Source organism: Trichocoleus sp. DQ-U1 (assembly GCF_039961925.1).
In the GTDB taxonomy this organism is placed as follows: domain Bacteria; phylum Cyanobacteriota; class Cyanobacteriia; order Cyanobacteriales; family FACHB-T130; genus FACHB-T130.
Window position 1 is genome coordinate 87321 of the sequence record NZ_JAMPKB010000012.1, and the last position, 20670, is coordinate 107990.

Sequence of the window (20670 nt, forward strand, 5' to 3'; positions counted from 1 at the left end):
TCTGCCTCGTCTATTATCCTGCTATCTCGTAGAGAACAATACTCTGTGGTTTGATGGTCAATTCTTGGTTTGGCGTGAGTTTTTCCGGTAAAGTGGAACCAGAACCCATCCACTGAGTATCGGAAGAGTCTAAAATCTTTTGCCAGTTGCCACTTGGTAGATTAGCTGTAAAAGTGACCTCTTTTTGATTGAAGTTCATAATGGAGTATATCTGACTAGCTTCACTCCAACGCCGAAGGAATAAGATTTTATCGGCTTCAATGCTGGACGCTTCTAGGGTGTTTTTGTCTGGTTTCTTCAAAGCAGGAATTGTTCGGCGTAGATGTATAAGTTGTTGATAAAATTCCCAAAGAGCTTTGTGTTTTCCTTCTTTTCGTTTTTCCCAGTTAAGCTGACACCTCTGGAAGGTTTCAGGGCTTTGGGGATCTTGCATTTTGCCTCGCCCCACAAATACTTTAAATTCTTCTTCTTTACTCTTGCGAATTGCTTCAATCAAATCCTCATCTGAATGACTTATAAAGTAAAAGAAAGGAGCTTCTTCACCATATTCTTCACCCATGAAAAGGAAGGGAACAAAGGGAGATAGAAAAATAGCAGCCGCAGCTACTTTCAGACCTTCTAAGGAAACAAGCTGAGATAACCTTTCTGCAAGGACACGATTACCAATTTGGTCGTGAGTCTGGGTAAAAACAATAAATCGATATCCTGGTTCGTCTTTGGAAGAACTACCATGACGGCGCTTTCTATGAGAAGCGTATTGTCCGGAGTAAATAAAGCCTTCTTTGAAAGATTTTTCGAGTTGTTCAACCTTTCCAAAATCCTCGTAATACCTATCGTTCTCTCCGGTGAGTAAGGTATGCAATGCGTGGTGAAAATCGTCATTCCACTGTGCATCTATTCCATAGCCGCCCACTTCTTTGGGTCGAATGACTCGGACATCGTTCAAGTCGCTTTCGGCTATCAGATAAAATTTTCTACCTTGTTGCTGGGAAAAATTAGCAACTTGGTCTGCCATTTCCTGTAATAAGGGTCTAGCACCCATCTCAAAAATGCCCTGAATGGCATCTAATCTTAGACCGTCTATGTGATATTCTTGGAGCCAGTAAAGAGCGTTTTCTAAACAAAAATTACGGACGCCATCGCTGTATTTGTCATCAAAATTCATCGCCTCTCCCCAATCACCGCGATATTTGGTAGTGAAGTAGGGAGCAAAATCTCGGAAATAATTTCCTTCAGGACCTAGGTGATTGTAAACGACATCGAGAATGACTGAGATACCGTGTTGGTGACAAGCATCAACGAGTTTTTTTAATCCTTCAGGGCCACCATAGGAATTCTGCACGGCAAAGGGAAACACCCCATCATATCCCCAGTTTCTTTCACCGGGAAATTGAGCAACTGGCATGATTTCAATGGCATTAATCCCTAACTCACTTAATTCAGCAAGTCGGGGAATTATTGCCTCAAAGGTGCCTTCTGGAGTGAAGGTGCCAACGTGTAATTCATAGATAATAGTTTCATCTAAGGGAATGCCAGACCAATTAGTATCATTCCAGGCAAAAGTGCTAGGATCGATGACTTGAGAAGGGGCGTGTACCCCCTTCGGTTGGTATTTTGAAGCTGGGTCTGGTCTATCAGTTGTTCCTTCGAGTTTGTAGTAGTAAAGCGTTCCTGGTTCAATGCCTGAAGCTTTAACTTTCCAGTAACCTTCTTCATCCTGTTGCATTGTGAGAAGGCGTTCTTCAGGAGAAACAATTTGTACGGCTACTGTATGAAGAGTGGGTGCCCAAACGGTAAATTCACAATTCCCGTTGCCCAAGTAACAAGCGCCAATTCTCACCTTTAATTAGCCTCGCTGTTAAGAGTATTTTTTGCCTAATGGCGAAGTCGCGTTAACGTATCCCAGAATATAGTTACGTTTAGTTACGTAGAACTGCCATAAGGTGTATTTTTATTTACTCAATTAGCGATCGCGCATATCAGCTTACTGACCTCTGGCAATGGCAGAAGGCTAAAAGCCACGCTAGTAGAGTCAGAAATGACTGCCTCTGTACTTGTGGCTAAGCTTTAGTGGCATCTTGAAATAGGGGGATTGGGAAAAATGCTATGGAAACAATGAGGATTCCTTTTCAATTGATTTGGGTAGTGGTAGCGATCTGTGTGCTGCCTAGCTTGCTGAATTTGTTGGGAGTGGATTTTGCCTCACCGAAGCATCCCTTCGAGGTGCCAGCTGCTGTGGGAATGTCTCCCCGCGCATTTGTCGAAGCGATGCAGTACACGCTTTCCGGAAGCTTTCTGCACACCATTCTGGAGTGGAGTGCGTTCTGTATTGCTCTGTCCATTGTTATTTTGTCTTTGATTCACTTCAGCCTGAAGCGCGATGCTGTCACGCTTATAATTGGCGTGGCAATGTTTTGCGCGGGGTGCATGGACACCTTTCATGCTTTAGCCGCCGACCGATTGAGCCAGGGGATAGCAGATAGCCAAAACCTAATTCCTTTGACTTGGGCAGTCTGCCGACTTTTTAATGCTTTGATTCTGCTGGGAGGCGCGGGAATTTTTCTGGCGACGAAACCAGGAAAGTGGAAGGGAGGCGCGGGTTTTGTTGCGATCGCTAGTGTATCTTTTGCTGTTGCTTCTTATACAATTGTCTATTTCTGTACCCATAGTGCCATACCGGCAACTATTTTCCCGAACGCGCTTGTTACTCGTCCTTGGGATGTCCCGCCCCTCTTATTGTTTATCTTTGCAGGTATTTTTGTTTTTCCTCGCTTTTATGATGCTTATCCTAGCCATTTTTCTTTAGCGCTAGCGATTAGCGTGATTCCCCAAATTGCCGTTCAACTCCACATAGCTTTTGGGTCAACTGCATTATTCGACAACCATTTTAATATTGCCCATTTTCTCAAAATTATTGCTTACCTCGTCCCATTTATTGGCTTGAGTTCGGACTACATTCATACTCTTCGCGAAGAAGCCCTAACCGTTGACAAATTAGAAGCCACACAAAAAATATTATTAGATAAAACCAAGCAGTTAGAACTGATTAATCTTGAGCTGCAAAAACAAATCGCTGAGCGTCAGCAAGTAGAAGAGGAGTTGCACCGCTCCAATGTTGAGCTTGAAAGGAGAGTTGAGGAACGAACAGCAGAAATTAGACAGACAAACGATCTGTTATTGCTTGAAGTTTCTGAGCGCAAGCAAAGTGAAAATCGCTATCGAGAAAAATCTCAAGAGCTAAAAATTACTCTGCTTAACCTCCAGAAAACTCAAGCTCAACTGATTCAAACTGAAAAAATCTCTAGCCTTGGTCAATTAGTGGCTGGAGTTGCTCACGAAATTAATAATCCAATTAACTTTATTCACGGCAATATCAATTATGCCTGTGACTATGCGAATAGTTTGCTCTATTTGTTACACCTTTACCAACAACAATACCCCCCTACACCTGAAATTGACCAAGAAATTGAAGCAAGTGACCTTGATTTTATTATTGAAGATTTGCCAAAATTACTAAAATCAATGCACTTAGGAATTGAGAGAATTCGGGAAATTGTTCAGTCCTTACGTTCGTTTTCTCGCGTCGATCAAGCGGAAATGAAGCCGGTTGATATTCACGAAGGCATTGATAGCACCTTGCTAATTTTGCAGTATCGACTGAAAGCGATCGCTGGCGGTCCCACGATTACCGTGAGCAAAGAATATGGCGATTTGCCATTAGTTGAATGCTACGCGGGACAGATGAATCAGGTGTTTATGAATCTGCTGAGTAACGCGATTGATGCACTAGAAGAGTCAGTCGCTAAGGAGGAAATATTTTGTCTTTTACCCAGTATTAAAATTAGCACCGCTGTTGAAGACGAAAAGCTAGCGGTGATTCGCATTGCCGACAACGGCCCAGGCATGACAGAAGAAGTCCGTTCTCATCTATTCGATGCCTTTTTCACAACGAAACCAGTCGGGAAAGGCACCGGCTTAGGGCTATCGATTAGTTATCAGATTGTAGTAGAAAAACATAGTGGCAGTATGGAGTGTATTTCTGCACCCAGAGAGGGGGCAGAGTTCGTCATTAAGATTCCGATTTCGCAGAACAAGATATCGCAACTCTAAATGATTCCAGAAGTCGAGGATCTATGTCGGCAGAGGCGATTAGCATAGAGTTGAGTATTGAGAAACGCGAGACGAACAGATGAACTTTTGTAGCGACAATGTCACCGGGATTTCGCCGGAAATTATGGCAGCGATCGCTGCCGCTAATCAGGGTACCACCATGCCTTATGGTGATGATGAATATACCCAGCGCTTGTCAGCCCGGTTCAAGGAATTATTTGAGACAGATGTGACTGTTTTCCCCGTCGCCACGGGTTCTGCTGCCAATGCCCTTGCCCTATCTGTTATTGCACCCCCGTTTGGGGCGATTTACTGCCATCGCCAATCTCATATCAATCTGGATGAATGCGGGGCACCTGAATTTTATACCGGCGGCGCAAAGCTAGTGACACTGGATGGCGCAGATGGCAAGATTCGCGCCGCTGACTTGGCTGCTGTGCTGGCAAAAGCGGGCGCTGGCGTCGTCCATCACGTACAGCCTGCTGCTGTAAGCTTGACTCAGGCAACGGAAGCTGGAACTATCTATCAGCCAGAGGAAATTTCCCAGATTGCCGAAATTGCCCATACCCACAATTTGGGTTTACACATGGATGGTGCCCGTTTTGCGAATGCGGTTGCTAGCTTGGGTTGTTCTCCAGCGGATATCACATGGCGGGCTGGGGTTGATGTGCTATCGTTTGGAGCAACTAAAAATGGTGCAATGGCAGCAGAAGCCGTCATCTTTTTCAACCAAGATTTGGCAAAAACTTTCGCCTATCGTCGCAAGCGCAGCGGACATCTATTTTCAAAGATGCGGTTTTTATCTGCCCAGTTGGAAGCTTACATTAAAGATGATTTGTGGCTGAAAAATGCTGCCCATGCCAACCAGATGGCTAAGAAATTAGCGCATGGGCTAACAGCGCTACCAAGAATGCAACTGTGCTACTTAGTTGCAGTAAATGAAATTTTTATTCAGTTACCAGAGGAAGTTATCCAGGGGCTTCTTGCCGAGGGTTTCCAATTTTATCGCTGGGAGGGGGAATATTCATCAACCGTGCGATTAGTAACGGCTTTCAATACTAAAGAAGAGGATGTTACTGCCTTTATCGAGGCGGCACGGGCACACTGTAACGTGGTTTCTTCACCTCTAGTTTCCACCTTCAATTTTCAGTAGAGATGGCAAAGTTTCTTTCCCTAGTTTATGATTTTGTTCCCCGGAGGAGAGCGGAGTATTCGCGAAATGAACGCTGCGGCGCACCCACAATGGAGAATACCGATTTTGCTTGTAAAGAAGCATCATCCAGTAATAATTCCAGTTTTTGAACTGCGTCTGGTGGCGTCTGCTGTCGTGCTGTCCAATCTGCAAAATCAATCGGCAGATGCCACTGTTGTATCGCGGTGAAGGGCATCCCAATACTTTCGCCAGCCGCTTGCCACTCAGATATCATCCAATCCCAACTATGAGAAGGATCGCGTAGTTTCTCCACCTGATTGATAAACTCTGCCAGTGCAATATCTTCCGGCGAAATAATGTCCACAACCAGAAACTTTCCACCCGGTTTTAGCACTCGAAAAACCTCACTCAGCGCGGGTGCCAAGCTGGGGAAGTGATGAGCGACATAGCGGCAAGTCACAATATTAAACTGCTCATTTGAAAAGGGGAGTGCTGTAACATTGGTTTCCTGAAAATGCACGTTATTTAAGCCTCGTGCCATTGCTTGCCGCGATGCCTCTGTTAACATTTTCTGGCTTAAGTCGATGCCAATCACTTCGCGGACATGGGGGGCGAAAGCAAACCCCGTATGTCCTGCCGCACACCCTACATCAAGTACACTCATCTCTGCTGTTGGTTCACCTGCCTGCACCATCAGCTCCAGATCGTGCCCTTGTGCGAAAATGGGTGATGTACTGTAGGCATTTGCGGCGCGGTCAAATTGCTCTCGGATTGCTTCTTCTGACTGCATTTTTGGCTCCTAAAACAGGTGTGGGCAGAATGGAAATTCGGTGGAATTGGTATTTTTAGCTCTAAGCGAACCGGATTAAGAAGCGATCGCTTTCTGTGTCAACATCAACGCACGATGCAGGCAATGCCGATAACACGCAAAGCGTTAAAACACGCTCAACCCAGCAATTTCAGCATCTCAATCGCCAGACTCGGAATCAGCGGCATCTCTAGAGACGGGCATCACCAGCACCTTATCAACGCGATTGCCATCCATATCCATCACTTCAAAACGCCAACTACCCAAATGAAAATGGTCGGCAGCCGTAGGAATTTTCCCTAAATGGGTAATCATAAAACCGCCCATTGTGTGATAGTTTCCTTTTTGCGTTCCCGGCAATTCCTCAATATCTAATATTTCAAAAAACTCTTCCACCGACAACATTCCATCAATCAACCAGGAACCATCTTCGCGTTGTACGGCTGGAGGAGATGTTGTACTATCGATTTCTACATCACCAACGATTTCTACTAAGATGTCGTTGAGCGTAACTACTCCCTGAGTGACGCCGTATTCATCTACAACCAGCGCCATGTGAGTGCCGGTTTGCTTGAATAATTCTAGAACTTTCAGCCCTCCGGTACTTTCAGGCACAAATACCGGCTGTTTCAACGAGAGCGTTAGGTCAAGCTGTTGTCCGGACAGACAGCGCCCTAATAGGTCAGTCACGGGAATGATGCCCAAAACATTATCCAGCGCCCCCTGACAGACGGGAAATCGGGAATAGGCGCTGTTTATAATCTTGCGTTGATTTTCTTCCTGGGAGTCTTCTAGGTCAAGCCAGACAATATCCGGTCGGGGTGTCATTAACGCACTCACGGGTCGGTCTCCCAGGCGAAACACTCGTTCCACCATGTCTTGTTCTGCTTCCTCAAAGGTTCCCGCCTCCGTGGCTTGCTCGATTAAGGCTGTAATATCGTGTTCGGTAATTTCCCCATCGGTGGATGGCCTGATGCCCAACAGCCGCACCATCATATCTGTGGAGGTACTCAATAGATAAACAACTGGGGCAGCAATAGTAGCCAACATCCGCATCGGGATAGCAACAGATGAAGCAATCCGTTCTGGATAGTTTAAAGCCAGCCGCTTGGGCACTAGTTCGCCAATAATCAGCGTCAGATAAGTGATGATCAGAATGGCGATCGCTGATGCGATCGCGTTTTTATACGGAGCGATCCAGGCAATCAACCCTAGTAGAGGGGTGAGGCTTTTAGCGATGGTTTTTTCGCCGAAAGCACCGGAGATAATCGCTAGGAGGGTTATCCCCACCTGAACAATTGCCAAAAACTGATTCGGGGAATTCGCCAGTTCCAAGGCAGCGCGTGCTTTGACATCCCCTTGGTTAGCCAGCTGTTGTAGCCTCACCTTCCTAGCCGAGACGATAGCTAACTCTGACATCACAAAGATGCCATTGGCAACGATCAGTAGCAAAATAATTAGAAATTCGGTAGTAGGGGTCATTTGTCAATGTGTCAGTAATATCGGCGAACGGTGCCTTAGATGGAAGTAGGGGCGATACCCGAAGTTGGATGGTTAGAAAACCAGAGAACCAATGTGCCCACCCCGATATCAAAAGCTGGGGTTCCCCAAAAAAGCAGTAACTATAGAGAAAGTAGCATTTTGTGTAAAGCAGAAATCTATCGATAGAGCAGTCTCGATTTGAACTGCCTTCTAAAATGATGGAGGTAGGGAGGTATACTCCTGCCTTTTTGTCAGAACGAATTCAGCATTTCCTGCAACTGATGGCTTTCTCTTCTATTATTCGTGCCTTAGGGCGATCGCCTCTCACGACAGAACTCCTTTCTAAGCTCGACCAACAACGGTATCTACAGCTCAACGGAATTCCCCGTTTGCCAAAGGGATTGGTGGCTTCTGCCCTCGCGCAAGCCCAAGGACAGAATTTGTTCGTGGTGTGTGCCACCCTGGAGGAAGTCAGCCGCTGTTGCGCTCAACTGGAAGCAATGGGTTGGCAGACGGTACATTTTTATCCGACTTCTGAAGCGTCGCCCTACGAGCCATTCGATCCGGAATCGGAGATGACTTGGGGGCAGATGCAGGTATTGGCAGATTTAGTCAAGGCTGAGGCGACAGGAAGTTCTCAGTCCTCAGCCAAGATGGCGGTTGTGGCGACGGAACGGGCGCTACAACTTCATTTGCCACCTCCTGAAGCTTTTAAGCCTTTCTGCATCACGCTGGAACGCGGACAGAGTTGGGATTTAAACGCCTTTAGCAAGAAGGTGGCGACTCTGGGATACGAACGGGTGCCTCTGGTGGAAATGGAGGGGCAATGGAGTCGCCGCGGAGATATTATCGATGTGTTCCCGGTGTCGGCTGAGTTGCCGGTGCGTTTGGAATGGTTCGGGGATGAACTGGATCAGATGCGGGAGTTCGATCCGGCGACGCAGCGATCGCTAGATAAGATTGAGCGGCTGGTGCTAACTCCGACTGATTTTAGTCCGATTGTTCGGGCGGCGTTAGAAGATACGAACCGCCAAGACGCTAAGGTCGCGAAGGAAGAGAGGGAAGAGAGGGAAGAAGAACCAGAGAAGAGTACGCGGCGGTTGTTGGGGGTGGCTTTTGAGAAACCGGCTTCTTTGTTGGATTATTTGCCGGAAAATACGCTGATTGCGATTGATGAGCCGGAGCAATGTCGCGCCCATAGCGATCGCTGGGTGGAACACGCTGAAGAACAATGGGCAATTGCGAATAGGAAGGAGGAATTACCCAAAATTCACCGCAATTTTGATGAATCTTTAGCGGCGGCGGAACGCTTTAAGCGGCTGTATTTATCAGAATTGGTTGAGTCCTCAGTCCTCAATCCTCAGTCCTCCGCACTCAATCTGGCTAGTCGTCCGGTTCCGGTAACGCCGCATCAGTTTGCTAAAATTGCGGAAACTTTGCGAAACGAGCGCGATCGCAGTTTCTCGATCTGGATCGTTTCTGCACAGCCTTCCCGTTCTGTATCGTTGCTCCAAGAACACGATTGTCCGGCGCAATTTGTCCCCAATCCCCACGATTATCCGGCGATTGACAAGTTGCAAATCCAGAAGACGCCGGTGGCGGTAAAATATTCGGGGATCGCGGAACTGGAAGGATTTATCCTGCCAACCTTCCGATTGGTGGTGGTGACAGACAGGGAGTTTTTCGGACAGCATTCTCTGGCAAGTCCCAGCTATATCCGCAAGCGTCGTCGGGCGGCGTCTAAGCAAGTCGATCCCAACAAGTTGCGCCCCGGTGATTATGTGGTTCACAGAAATCACGGGGTTGGTAAGTTTCTCAGGCTGGAAAGTCTGACTGTTAATAACGAAACCCGTGAGTATTTGGTAGTGCAGTACGCAGATGGTTTGCTGCGAGTAGTGGCAGATCAGGTCGGGGCGATGTCTCGGTTTCGCGCCACGGAGGGGAAACCGCCGGAACTCAATAGAATGTCCGGGAAGGCGTGGGAATCTACGAAGAATAAAGTCCGCAAGGCGATTAAGAAATTGGCGGTGGACTTGCTGAAGTTGTATGCTCAGCGATCGCAACAACAAGGTTTCGTTTATCCACCGGATTCGCCTTGGCAAGAAGAATTAGAAGATTCTTTCCCTTATCAACCGACGCCGGATCAGTTGAAGGCGGTGCAGGATGTGAAGCGGGAAATGGAAAGCGATCGCCCGATGGATCGGTTGGTGTGCGGTGATGTCGGTTTCGGCAAGACGGAAGTCGCCATCCGCGCCATATTTAAAGCGATTACCGCCGGGAAGCAAGTTGCGTTCCTCGCCCCAACGACGATTCTGACTCAGCAGCACTACCACACCCTAAAAGAGCGTTTCGCCCCCTACCCAATTGAGGTGGGTTTACTCAACCGCTTCCGCAGTGCTGAGGAACGCCGCAATATTATCAAACGGCTGGCGACTGGAGAATTAGATGTCGTCGTTGGCACTCACCAACTCTTAAGTAAGGAAATTCGTTTCCGAGATTTAGGGTTGTTGGTGGTGGATGAAGAACAGCGATTTGGCGTTAACCAGAAGGAAAAAATCAAATCTCTGAGAACGCAGTTGGATGTGCTAACTCTTTCCGCCACCCCAATTCCCCGAACCCTTTATATGTCACTGTCGGGAATCCGGGAAATGAGTTTGATTACTACGCCGCCACCCTCTCGGCGTCCGATTAAAACTCACCTGGCATCCTACGATCCCGAAGCGATCCGCACGGCGATTCGTCAAGAACTCGACCGGGGGGGACAGGTGTTTTATGTCGTCCCGCGAGTCGAGGGAATTGAAGAAACGGCTACGAAGCTGCGAGAAATGGTCCCAGGAACCAGACTAGCGATCGCTCACGGTCAATTAGACGAATCTGAGTTAGAAGCGACGATGCTTGCCTTCAGCGCTGGCGAAGCGGATATCCTCGTCTGTACCACGATTATTGAATCCGGCTTAGATATCCCCAGAGTCAACACGATCCTGATTGAAGATGCCCATAAATTTGGTCTATCCCAGCTATACCAATTGCGCGGACGGGTGGGACGTGCTGGCATCCAAGCTCACGCATGGCTATTTTATCCCAAGCACAAGGCGCTCTCAGATGCCGCACGGCAACGGTTACGAGCCATTCAGGAATTCACCCAATTGGGTTCTGGCTATCAACTTGCCACGCGCGATATGGAAATTCGGGGCGTCGGTAACTTATTGGGTGCGGAACAATCGGGACAGATGGATGCCATTGGTTTCGACCTTTATATGGAAATGTTGGAGGAAGCGATTCGCGAAATTCGCGGACAGGAAATTCCCCAAGTTGACGATACGCAGATTGACTTGCAGCTGACGGCGTTTATCCCCGCAGACTACATCACCGATTTGGATCAAAAGATGAGCGCTTACCGTGCAGTGGCTGCGGCGAATTCTAAGGAAGAATTAGTGAGTATTGCCGCAGAATGGAGCGATCGCTACGGGAGTATCCCTAAATCAGCAACTCAGTTGCTGCGGGTAATGGAACTGAAACAACTGGCGAAAAAACTCGGCTTCAGCCGGATCAAACCAGAAAGCAAACAACACGTTATCCTAGAGACACCGATGGAGGAACCCGCCTGGAACCTGCTCAAAGATAATCTGCCAGAACACCTGAAAACTCGCTTTGTCTACACCTCCGGTAAAGTCACCGTTCGCGGTTTGGGCGTCTTGCCTGCCGAGCAGCAGACGGAACATCTGATTACTTGGTTGGGTAAGATGCAAGGGGCACTCCCAGAACCGGCACTCGTCTAATTTACATATCAGTACTGACAGCTCGGTTTGCAGGGTCGAAGAGTTGAAATTTGTCTTTAAGTTTGTCTGCTATTAGATCGGGCAAATCGGTAGTGTCAAAACCTCTTCCTGTCTCCCTGCAAATTTTTTGTTATTTTTGCTACCAATCCTCTATCAATCTCAGGAAAGATAATGAACAAATTGCACTGAAAAAAATTACCTCGTTGGGTACTTCCGCTTTGACTGAATACTTAGTTTTAATGTAATTAATGAATGCAGTACAGCCAAGCTAACTCTGTAAATCTCCTAGATCAGAATTATCGGAACATTTGTTTAACTTATCTAATTCTGTTCTTCTAAAATTGGCTTGAGCTGGCATTTCATGATTTCAACCAGTCGAGAAATAAACTTAATTCAGTCTCTAAGCAAGCCTAGCTTAGGTATTTTGACGTGGCATTTGTTTAATTGGTGATTATTTCATCAAATCTTTAAAAATCCTGATAGAATTTGTTCGTAGTTTTATGAAACATTTCTTTAGGGTTTGTATCTTGGAAATAGGGATGAGCAAATACTCAAGCAATTGGAAAACACAAGGGTGAACCTAATGAGTATGATCTGCACAGACAAACAGCCGAATACCCTAGAAAGTATTGCACTCGCTTCAGCAGAAAGCGTACAAGCAGCTAAAGTCGTTCGCTCGCCTAAAAAGCAGCAATTCGATATCCTGCGCCCACTCCGTCAATGGCTGGACGGAATTGCGATTTCTGACCGTCAGATGGCTGAGCTTCTCGCAAAGGCGATTCCGGCACAGTGCCCCTTTGAGCGTGATATCAAGCTATTTGGTCACAAAGTAGGACATATTCCTCCGTTGTGCAAACTGAATCCGTTTTATGACCAACTGGTAGGATTGCGTTTTCGGGCGCTTTGTTATCTAGTCGATCAATGTGGTGTGGATATCCAGTCCTACATCTAGAAAAAACTAGAGCAATTTGTGCTAAGGCAAGCATACGCTTTCTGGCGATCGCCAGATGACGGTAAAGGTAAAGGTTCAGCATCAGCCGAGTCAATCGCATCTCACCCAGTTGGGCGTCTCCGCTAGACCCATTTGGATGAAAGAAGTTTCCGAATTTTCCTAAACCTACGACGATCCGGAAACTTGCTAGTTTTTAGAAGAGGATGTCACTGTAACGCCGGAAGATGGAAGGCTAGTGCAAAAGGCCAAAGGCGACTTGAGTAACTCCCGCCAGGATGCCTTGCACTTGCAAGATGAAAGATTTTAGCCAGGTAACGCTGCCAACTGCAACTCAATTTCATCGGGATTGAGCTTCTGACCAATAAAGACTAACTGAGTTTGCCGGGTTTCCTGTGGTTGCCAAGGACGGTCATAAAATTGATCGAATCTCGTTCCCACTCCTTGCAATACCAGCCGCATCGCTTTGTTGGGAACTGCCACAAATCCCTTGATTCGATAAATTTCCTGTTGTTGCACCAACGCTTCCAACTGTTCTTGCAGCTTCTGGGGATCGAAAGTACGGTTTAAAATCACCTGAGTTGAGGTAATTTCTTCGTCGTGATCGTGGTCTTCTTCAGTGTCGTGATGACTGGGACGATTATCTAAGTTGTCTTCTACGGCACTCTGAAAGCCCAGGAGAACCTCCGGATCTAATTTTCCGCGATCGCTCGGTACCATCTTGACAGCACGAGACAGTTCTCGTTCAACCAACTTCACGACCTCAGCTTGCTGCGTAGCGTTCACCAGATCGGTTTTATTCAACACCACCAAATCGGCACACGCCAGCTGATCTTCAAAAAGTTCTTGCAATGGGGTTTCGTGTTCCAGATTGGGATCTTCCTGGCGCTGTGCGTCCACCGCTTCGGGATCGCTGGCAAAGGTTCCCGCCGCCACCGCTTCGCAATCCACGACGGTAATCACAGCATCTACCGTTGCTGCGTTGCGAATTTCGGGCCAGCGAAACGCCTTCACCAGCGGCTTCGGTAACGCCAATCCCGATGTCTCCACTAAAATGCAGTCCAGGCTATCTCTGCGCTTCAGCAGAGATAGCATCGTCGGCAAAAATTCTTCCTGAACCGTACAGCACAAGCAACCATTGGTTAATTCAACAATGTTGCTGGTGCTGTCGGCTTCTTCTTCTGGACAGTAGCCACAAGAACGCAGCAATTCGCCATCAATCCCCAATTCGCCAAATTCGTTGACTAAAACAGCGATGCGGCGTCCTTGATTGTTCTGTAGCAGGTGGCGAATCAGAGTTGTTTTACCACTCCCTAAGAAGCCGGTGATGACAGTGACGGGAATTTTGGTAGCCATTGTTGGAAAGGTTTTGAGTTTTGAATTAATCATTCAGTACCAAGGCAGTGAGGGTGTATCTCTGTTTCTTTACAAGTGCCTTGTGTACACGATTGACTATTCTAGGCTGAAAGCTGAAATTTAGGTGGATGGCGCGGTCGTTCCAGGGCGATCGCAGCTAAATTCTGGATGTCCTTCCCCAGCAGAATCTCATCATTAGAAAAATATAAAAACTAAATGCTTGAACCCCTTGTGTAGCAGCTATTTCAAAAATAAGAGGCTTTTCCGTACTACCTTGACAGGCAATCTGATTGTTCTTTTGGCGATGCGAGTCTATTAACAACAAATAAGATACAGTTATCGCCATCAGCCGGTGCAATGTGAATGGATAGCCCTTCACAAGCTTAAAGATAGTTGATGGTGAATACAGGTGGCTCTATATTAGCTCCAGCTTTTTCCCTCAGCATCAGTAAGCGATCGCTCCAATTCCAAATACTCGCTTTTAGCCGCTTGCCGCCTATGTTTCATCATCACCACTTCTCCTGCACCGCTGGTACAGAAGCGTCATTCAAGCCAATGATTTTTACTTGTTTACACGAAAAAATATTGAAAATTTGTATACATAGCTACTTATTTTTTTAGTTCAAAGAAAGATATTGAGGTCATTATTTTTACTTGTTTTGATGAGAAAATATTAATATTCATGCACATGAATACTCAATCCATTTATCTAAAGATATTATTGAAAAAATTCCTGACACTGGCACGTAGAGGTCAATAATTTATGGCTTACGAACGAGTCTCCAAACGCTCCTCTGGGAATTCTCACATCCATAAAAAAGATTCTCGCTGGACTACCCCTGCGATGCCAGTGCAAGCTAAACCAGTTTCTGCGTCGCCACAAGAGCAGGAACTACCAAGTTACACTCCACTACCCGCTAATTGGGCGACTAATAATAACTTGATGCGGAGTCTGTCAGGGGCAGGAGTAGTCCAGCGTCAGGAAGAGTCGGGCAAAGAGGAGCTAGAACCGATTCAAGCGAAGCTTACCATTGGTCAGCCCGGAGATCAATATGAGCAGGAAGCTGACCAAACGGCACAGCGAGTCGTAAATCAGATTAACGCACCAGTTTCCAAGCAATCATCTCAAGGTGAAACTCTCCAGCGCGAGGAGATGCCTGAAGAGGAAGAACTTCAGATGAAACCCGCATCCGGTACTCTCCAGCGCGAGGAGATGCCCGAAGAGGAAGAACTTCAGATGAAACCCGCATCTAGCACTCTCCAGCGTGAGGAGATGCCTGAAAATGAAGATGAAGAACTTCAGATGAAACCCGCATCTAGCACTCTCCAGCGCGAGGAAATGCCCGAAGATGAAGAACTTCAGATGCAGCGTAAATCAGATAGTGAACCAATGGCGGCTACGCCTGACTTAGAATCATCTATTCAACAGGCTAAAGGTGGGGGACAATCACTCTCGGACAATATCCGAGAACCGATGGAACAGGCATTTGGGGCTGACTTCAGTGGCGTCAAGGTTCATACAGATGCTCAGTCTGACCAGATGAATCAATCCATTCAGGCGAAGGCATTTACAACGGGGCAGGATGTCTTCTTTCGCCAGGGGGCATACGATCCGGGGAGTCGGGGAGGGCAGGAGTTGCTTGCTCATGAGTTGACTCATGTGGTGCAGCAGAATACGCAAAATGCCAAAATTCAGCGTGTGGAGCAAGGAAAGGGGAAGGAAGAAGCAGCAGAATGGGTGAAGAAAAATCCGAGACCAGAAGGTTTAACGCCTTATAACAGGAAGCAGAAAAGAGCAAAACAACCTAGCGATTCCGAACAAGACATAACCTTGACTAATCTGGGACGAACAGAAGGAACGAATGAGTTTCTAAAAACTCTACAAAATCCAGAAACGCTTAAAGCATATCAAGAACTTGAACAATTAACTGGGAAAGATATCCTCAAACAAGCAAGTATTTGGCCCGTAGGTAAAGGGACTTTTGGGACAGTGGTTCCCTATAAAAAATCAGGAAGTTCAGATAGCGATCCTGCCACTCATGTAATTAAGAAAGAAAACCTTGGTGAAAGAGATTATGATGAACGAAAAGCCGAACGTAAGCGAGCTATATATATCCCTTTAGTTGCTCATGAGTTGGGATTTACGCATATGCCGCTTTCTACATCAATGCCGCAAGAGAGCCAGATAGATAATAATAGACAGAACAAACAGAATAATGTCCTTTCTAATCTAGCACCAGGAAAAGATGGCAGCAAAAAGATGCGTGAAATAGCAGAAAGCTTTCCCGATTTTCAAGAAATAAATACAGCTTTTGAAAATTTTGTAAAAGAGAAGACAGGGAAATCTATAGCCAATATTTCAGAGGAAAAACAAAATCAACTCAAAAAAGAATTTGGATTTAATCAAAAAGCATCTGAAGCTTATGAAAAATTTACAAGCGAGAAAACTCAGGAGCTGGATGTAGATGAGCAGCAAATTCAGGATGTAGTCATCCTCGATATGCTGTTTCAGTATCAAGATGGTTCTTATACTCAATATATGTTTAATCAGGGTAATTTACAAAAAATTGATAATGATGATTATGGGATAGGAAAAGTAGATAGGAATAATACTGAAGTATATTCAAGCTCATTTCCCGTTGGATTACCTAACGCCAATAAACTTCTTACTGAGGATACTAAAAAACGCATTTTGGAAATGGATGGGGAACACTTAAAAAAAGTACTTAAGGCAGCTACGTACAAAGATAAATCTGACAATAAACCAAAAGATAAGCAAAAGCAACAGGTATTTGATGAAGCAAAAGCTTTACGTAACTTAGAAGATATTCAGTTTCTAATTAGGGAAGCAGAGCAATATGGTGGAATCTCCCTCCGAGAAGTATTTGACTTATACAATGCTAGAGATAAAGATGAGGTTCTCGATCCTGAAAGCAGCCAAGCAACAAAAGATGAATATAAGTCAAAAATAAGGCAACAAACAAGACAGGATTCAGACGAAAAAGTTGCACCTAGTCAGCTATACAATATTTTAGGTGTTGACTCCCCTACAAACCGACCAGATCTTTTTACAAACTATATTAATGTCCACGAAATTTTGGGAGAACGTGACAAAGAGCGTCAGGAGGAGCTAAAGAAGGAACGTGAAAAACAGGGCGATGCTCCAAGTATCATGGACAATCCAGAGTTTATAGAAGCTATCAAGAAACGCTCGACCCAACTTCGACCAGAGCGCCAAAAAATTGTTCAAGAACGGCAACAAATTGTTCGAGAACAGCAACAAGCTAAAAATTTGAAGGTTCTACAAAAGCTAATTAATGAACTACCTAGTAAATTTGAATCGTTAGAAAAGATTGAGGTAGATGAGCTTTTGAAATCAGCGCAAGAAATTAAAGATACAGAGCAAATCGAAGGTAGCAATCATAGATTTAGTCAGCTCAAGAACTGGAAAGCAAGACGCATTAAAGGCAAGGTTCGGGAACAAATCGCTACACCTATGGCAACTAACGGCTCTAATGTATCAGACAAGTTGTTAAATGAGGCAGAAAAGGAAATTTCAGTCATTAATCATGAAAGGATTAGAAGTAAGGCGATGTATCCCGTGCAGGTAGCCCGCTTTAAGCAACTTATTATAAATAATGAATTTACTCTCGAAAGGAGAACCAATTTCCTCAACAAATACCTCGACACAATCGTAAACAGTATTGATGCTATAGATTCAGTTCCTCTTGAAAAACTGAAAGCTTTTGGTAAGATTCTCTTAGAAGTAACGGCAAAATTAGAAGCTGATATATATGCCTTGAATAAGTTAATAGAGCAGATAGAAAAGATAGTGAATAATGTACTGGAACATAAAGAATACGCCAAAGTTTTTGGAAAAACTAATGTTTTCGAGGAGGGTATTGCTAATTTGAAAAATGTCATTGAGTCATATAAAAAAGTAGCTGAGCGGAGTTCTGAATTTTAGACTCAATCAAAAACCACGCTATATGTAGGGAATTTAGGCGACAATTTTCCTGAAAAAGCACTACTGTGGCATTAGTCTAAACTCCAGGGAGTTGGGTACTCTGAGAATATGAACCGTGTTCTTGACAAGAAAAGACCTTGCCTCAACTCCTCTACTCCTCCAAAAAAGATTAATCGCCTTCACTCCACATCATCCGGTAAGTCTTTATCGTCATCCCAACTTAATTCCAGAAAATATTGCGAGCGCTCACCTCCACAGAACAACAATTTAAGCAATAGCATAGTGCGATCGCTGATTTTGTAGGGTGCGTCTCAATGTACCCTACGAAATGCGATCGCGTTTACTTTGTTGAGGAATCAGCAGAGGATGCGATGGCTCCAGTTCTTGACTCTGCTGCTCCGTTTATCTTTGCTTACAGTTCCCCAAATCACAAATGCTTCTCTTATTGAACAGCTAATTCAACAAGCTACAACTGTCCAAAAAGCCAAAAACCACCCGCAAGCGGTAGCAATTTGGCGCAACGTAATTCTAACGCACCCTAGGCGATCGGTTATTAGAGCCTATCCGCAAAAGCAAAATAAGATAAAAAGTGTTTATAGCGGTTCTCAATTTGAGCGAAATACACTCGTAGGCGCGTTGTGAAGCTATGCGCCTACTCTAAGTTGTATTGGATGCCAGTAGTGAGAACCGCTATAAACCACAGATGAACGCAGATATTCACTTAAGCCAAGGACTTTTTGGATGAGTTATAAGCTACTGGCTAAAGATAAAGATGACTCACGCTTGCGCTTCGTGGTTCATAGTTCGCAAATAATTTTCTATCCCTCAATGAACTATGAACCGTCTTATTAAATCAGGTTGATTTGTGCCATCCTACTTGATTAAGCTTGTTGCCACATCTCTTGAATTTCACCTGGGAGATAGCTAGCAACTTCCTGAATTCGTTCCGAAGACAGCTCCTCTTTGGTTGCAGAAAATACGGCTTTAATAATTGTTTCTGCGTCTCTTCCGGGTAAGTTGCCCTCTTGCCTCAGTCGAACTAAAAAGTTCTCCGGCTTGATTTTTAGCTGGGGTCTTATCTTGCTTAAGAAACTGACAATTGGATTTGTGTCTTCCCACAAATCTTCCACTTCATCAGTTGCTGACTTGTCCAGTTCTTCTTCGACTCGCTCCACCGCTTCATTCGTCATTACGTCGCGCATGGTGCGGAAGACTACCTCAGTCGCATTTTTTGCCTCATCCAGATCGTTTAAGTTCCCCTTTGCCTTGACTTTCTCTAAAAATGCGTGATGTGATGCCATAATTCTCTGCAAACCCTAAAATTATCAAACTTGGTTAAATAAGCGCTCTCAAAATGGGAACACTCAAACTCTAGTTAATTTATAAAAGGAATTTAGTTCTTACGTCTCTCTGAAGAAGTAAATGATTTTACGTAACTTTTATCTGAATTTTCAGCCAATTAAATCGTTAGTTGCTGTATTATTAGCCATTTGATAGAGTAAAAAATATTACCTCCCAAGCGGGATGTGACTTTCTCGGTGTGTGGAAGCGCTGATACAACCGCTGCAATCTTGTAGATTTCTTAAAAGTCCATGCACTTTGTAATTCGGAAAATGAAACCTGTTCATCCCTCGCGTCCAAATCGCTTCATTTCTAGCAATTGGCGAATCGAGCAACTGCCTGGATTAAGTGCTGAAAATCAAGCTGGACTAATAGACTGTGGCATAAGAACCACTTTGCAACTACTCCAGCAAGCCAGTAGCCCAGTGCAAAGACAAGCCTTAGCTACCCAGTTACAGATTCATATTCAACACATCAATAAATGGGTGGCTTTGGCGGACTTGTCTCGCCTTCCGGGTGTGGGTTGCGAATATTGTGGGCTGTTGCTTCATGCCGGAATTGCTTCTTGCGCCCAACTCGCGCAAACGCCCGTTGAAAGGATACATCAACAAATTTTGCGGCTCCAAGTCGCCACTCTACAACGCCGGGATCTCTGTCCCACGCGGGGCGCGATCGCACAATGGATTGACCAAGCGCGTGCAGCTACGCGATCGCCTTCTTGCAGTCGCGTTTAAGAGACATTTCCTATCATCACGATGCCCGATAAAAGCTGACAATCCTGAAAGCTTGATGATAATGGCTTCACCATCACCCAGCCTCCAGGATTGTAGAAAATCGTGTGTTGTAGTCTAAGAGTCTTGAGGGAGCGTCAACTTATTATTCGGCAGTTGCGAGATCCGTGCTGCCGCGAGTGCGTTTGCGTGTCAGCGTGTTGAACAACATCTGACCAATTGCCTTGATCAAGTTGCCATTTAATTCTTGGAACAGCTTCATATTCATGGCAAAAGCATCATTGGCTTCATCCACAATCTTGTCTGCTGTGGCGTCATCAATGGGCAGATCGTTCATGGCTTGGCGATAAGTTGCCTTGAACGCCTTTTCATCGTCAATTTCTTGAAATTCGTAGAAAGCTGTCCCTTGCCCATCCGTGAGGTTCATCGCCCGTTGAGCAATGCCCTTGAGGATTTGACCGCCGGATAAGTCGCCAAGGTAGCGGGTATAGGAATGGGCAACTAACATTTCTGGGGCTGAAGTCGAGACTTCGCGGATGCGCTGGATGTATTCTTCAGCAGCAGGCGAGGCAGAGATTTGTTCGCGCCAGTTGGTGCCGTAGTAGTAAGCGAGGTCTTGTTCTAGGCTCTTTTTCCGGTTCAGTTGGGGGAAATAAATCTTAGACAGAATGGGGTGTTGCCGGTGCCCTTCCATCTCTTCTTCCATTGCGGAATAGACGAAGTAGAGGTTCTTTACCAAATTCCGGTAAGAGTTCTTCTCAACAACGCCTTTTAAAAAGCACTTGACAAAACCAACGTTTTCCGCCATCGTGTGAGATTTTTTGGTTCCCTCACGCAATTTGGTTGCTAAATTGCTGCTCATGCTAAATTTCTTATCCCTAAAGTCTACGGAGGAGCGTACCGATCTTTTCCACGGCTTGAAAACCGCTAAAACGTTAGATTAGACTGATTTGCTGAGAATTTTCATTAAGAATTTTGAACATCGGCAGCTCTT

General features: G+C 45.5%; 12 protein-coding genes. 6 read left to right on the forward strand and 6 right to left on the reverse strand.

What is annotated here, in order from left to right; genetic code table 11:
• Positions 1-13 precede the first annotated feature (13 nt).
• Positions 14-1840, reverse strand: coding sequence for a malto-oligosyltrehalose trehalohydrolase (gene treZ / locus NDI34_RS07565; RefSeq protein ID WP_348232312.1), 1827 nt, complete (start codon positions 1838-1840; stop codon positions 14-16).
• Positions 1841-2106: 266 nt separating this feature from the next.
• Between treZ and NDI34_RS07570 the strand changes: the two genes are divergently transcribed.
• On the forward strand, positions 2107-4110 hold the full coding sequence (locus tag NDI34_RS07570) for an ATP-binding protein (protein ID WP_348232313.1): 2004 nt from the start codon (positions 2107-2109) through the stop codon (positions 4108-4110).
• Positions 4111-4189: 79 nt separating this feature from the next.
• Positions 4190-5263 (forward strand): low specificity L-threonine aldolase, encoded by a 1074-nt coding sequence (locus NDI34_RS07575; protein ID WP_348232314.1) that lies wholly within the window; start codon positions 4190-4192, stop codon positions 5261-5263.
• Positions 5264-5288: 25 nt separating this feature from the next.
• Here NDI34_RS07575 and NDI34_RS07580 read toward each other — a convergent pair whose 3' ends face one another.
• Both NDI34_RS07580 and NDI34_RS07585 read right to left on the reverse strand, forming a co-directional pair.
• Positions 5289-6053, reverse strand: a complete 765-nt coding sequence (locus NDI34_RS07580; protein ID WP_348232315.1) for a class I SAM-dependent methyltransferase — start codon at positions 6051-6053, stop codon at positions 5289-5291.
• Positions 6054-6230: 177 nt separating this feature from the next.
• Positions 6231-7553, reverse strand: coding sequence for a hemolysin family protein (locus tag NDI34_RS07585; RefSeq protein WP_348232316.1), 1323 nt, complete (start codon positions 7551-7553; stop codon positions 6231-6233).
• A 281-nt stretch (positions 7554-7834) separates the two neighbouring features.
• Between NDI34_RS07585 and mfd the strand changes: the two genes are divergently transcribed.
• Both mfd and NDI34_RS07595 read left to right on the forward strand, forming a co-directional pair.
• A complete protein-coding gene (gene mfd / locus NDI34_RS07590; RefSeq protein WP_348232328.1) occupies positions 7835-11332 on the forward strand; it encodes a transcription-repair coupling factor in 3498 nt (1165 codons plus the stop codon).
• A gap of 589 nt (positions 11333-11921) precedes the next feature.
• Positions 11922-12284: a Mo-dependent nitrogenase C-terminal domain-containing protein gene (locus NDI34_RS07595; protein WP_190410141.1), complete on the forward strand. Its 363-nt coding sequence runs from the start codon at positions 11922-11924 to the stop codon at positions 12282-12284.
• 303 nt (positions 12285-12587) lie between these two features.
• Here NDI34_RS07595 and cobW read toward each other — a convergent pair whose 3' ends face one another.
• Positions 12588-13637: a cobalamin biosynthesis protein CobW gene (gene cobW / locus NDI34_RS07600; protein WP_348232317.1), complete on the reverse strand. Its 1050-nt coding sequence runs from the start codon at positions 13635-13637 to the stop codon at positions 12588-12590.
• Positions 13638-14400: 763 nt separating this feature from the next.
• Here cobW and NDI34_RS07605 point away from each other — a divergent pair.
• The gene (locus NDI34_RS07605; RefSeq protein WP_348232318.1) at positions 14401-17604 is read left to right on the forward strand and encodes a DUF4157 domain-containing protein; all 3204 of its coding nucleotides are present in this window, start codon (positions 14401-14403) and stop codon (positions 17602-17604) included.
• Between the two features lie 881 nt (positions 17605-18485).
• Here NDI34_RS07605 and NDI34_RS07610 read toward each other — a convergent pair.
• Complete coding sequence (locus tag NDI34_RS07610) at positions 18486-18905, reverse strand: DUF2267 domain-containing protein (protein ID WP_190429698.1); 420 nt, start codon at positions 18903-18905, stop codon at positions 18486-18488.
• A gap of 312 nt (positions 18906-19217) precedes the next feature.
• On the opposite strand from NDI34_RS07610, the gene NDI34_RS07615 reads away from it, so the two are divergent.
• Positions 19218-19679, forward strand: a complete 462-nt coding sequence (locus NDI34_RS07615; RefSeq protein ID WP_190687861.1) for a DUF4332 domain-containing protein — start codon at positions 19218-19220, stop codon at positions 19677-19679.
• A 142-nt stretch (positions 19680-19821) separates the two neighbouring features.
• Here NDI34_RS07615 and NDI34_RS07620 read toward each other — a convergent pair whose 3' ends face one another.
• Positions 19822-20538, reverse strand: a complete 717-nt coding sequence (locus tag NDI34_RS07620; RefSeq protein ID WP_190429697.1) for a heme oxygenase (biliverdin-producing) — start codon at positions 20536-20538, stop codon at positions 19822-19824.
• Positions 20539-20670 lie beyond the last annotated feature (132 nt).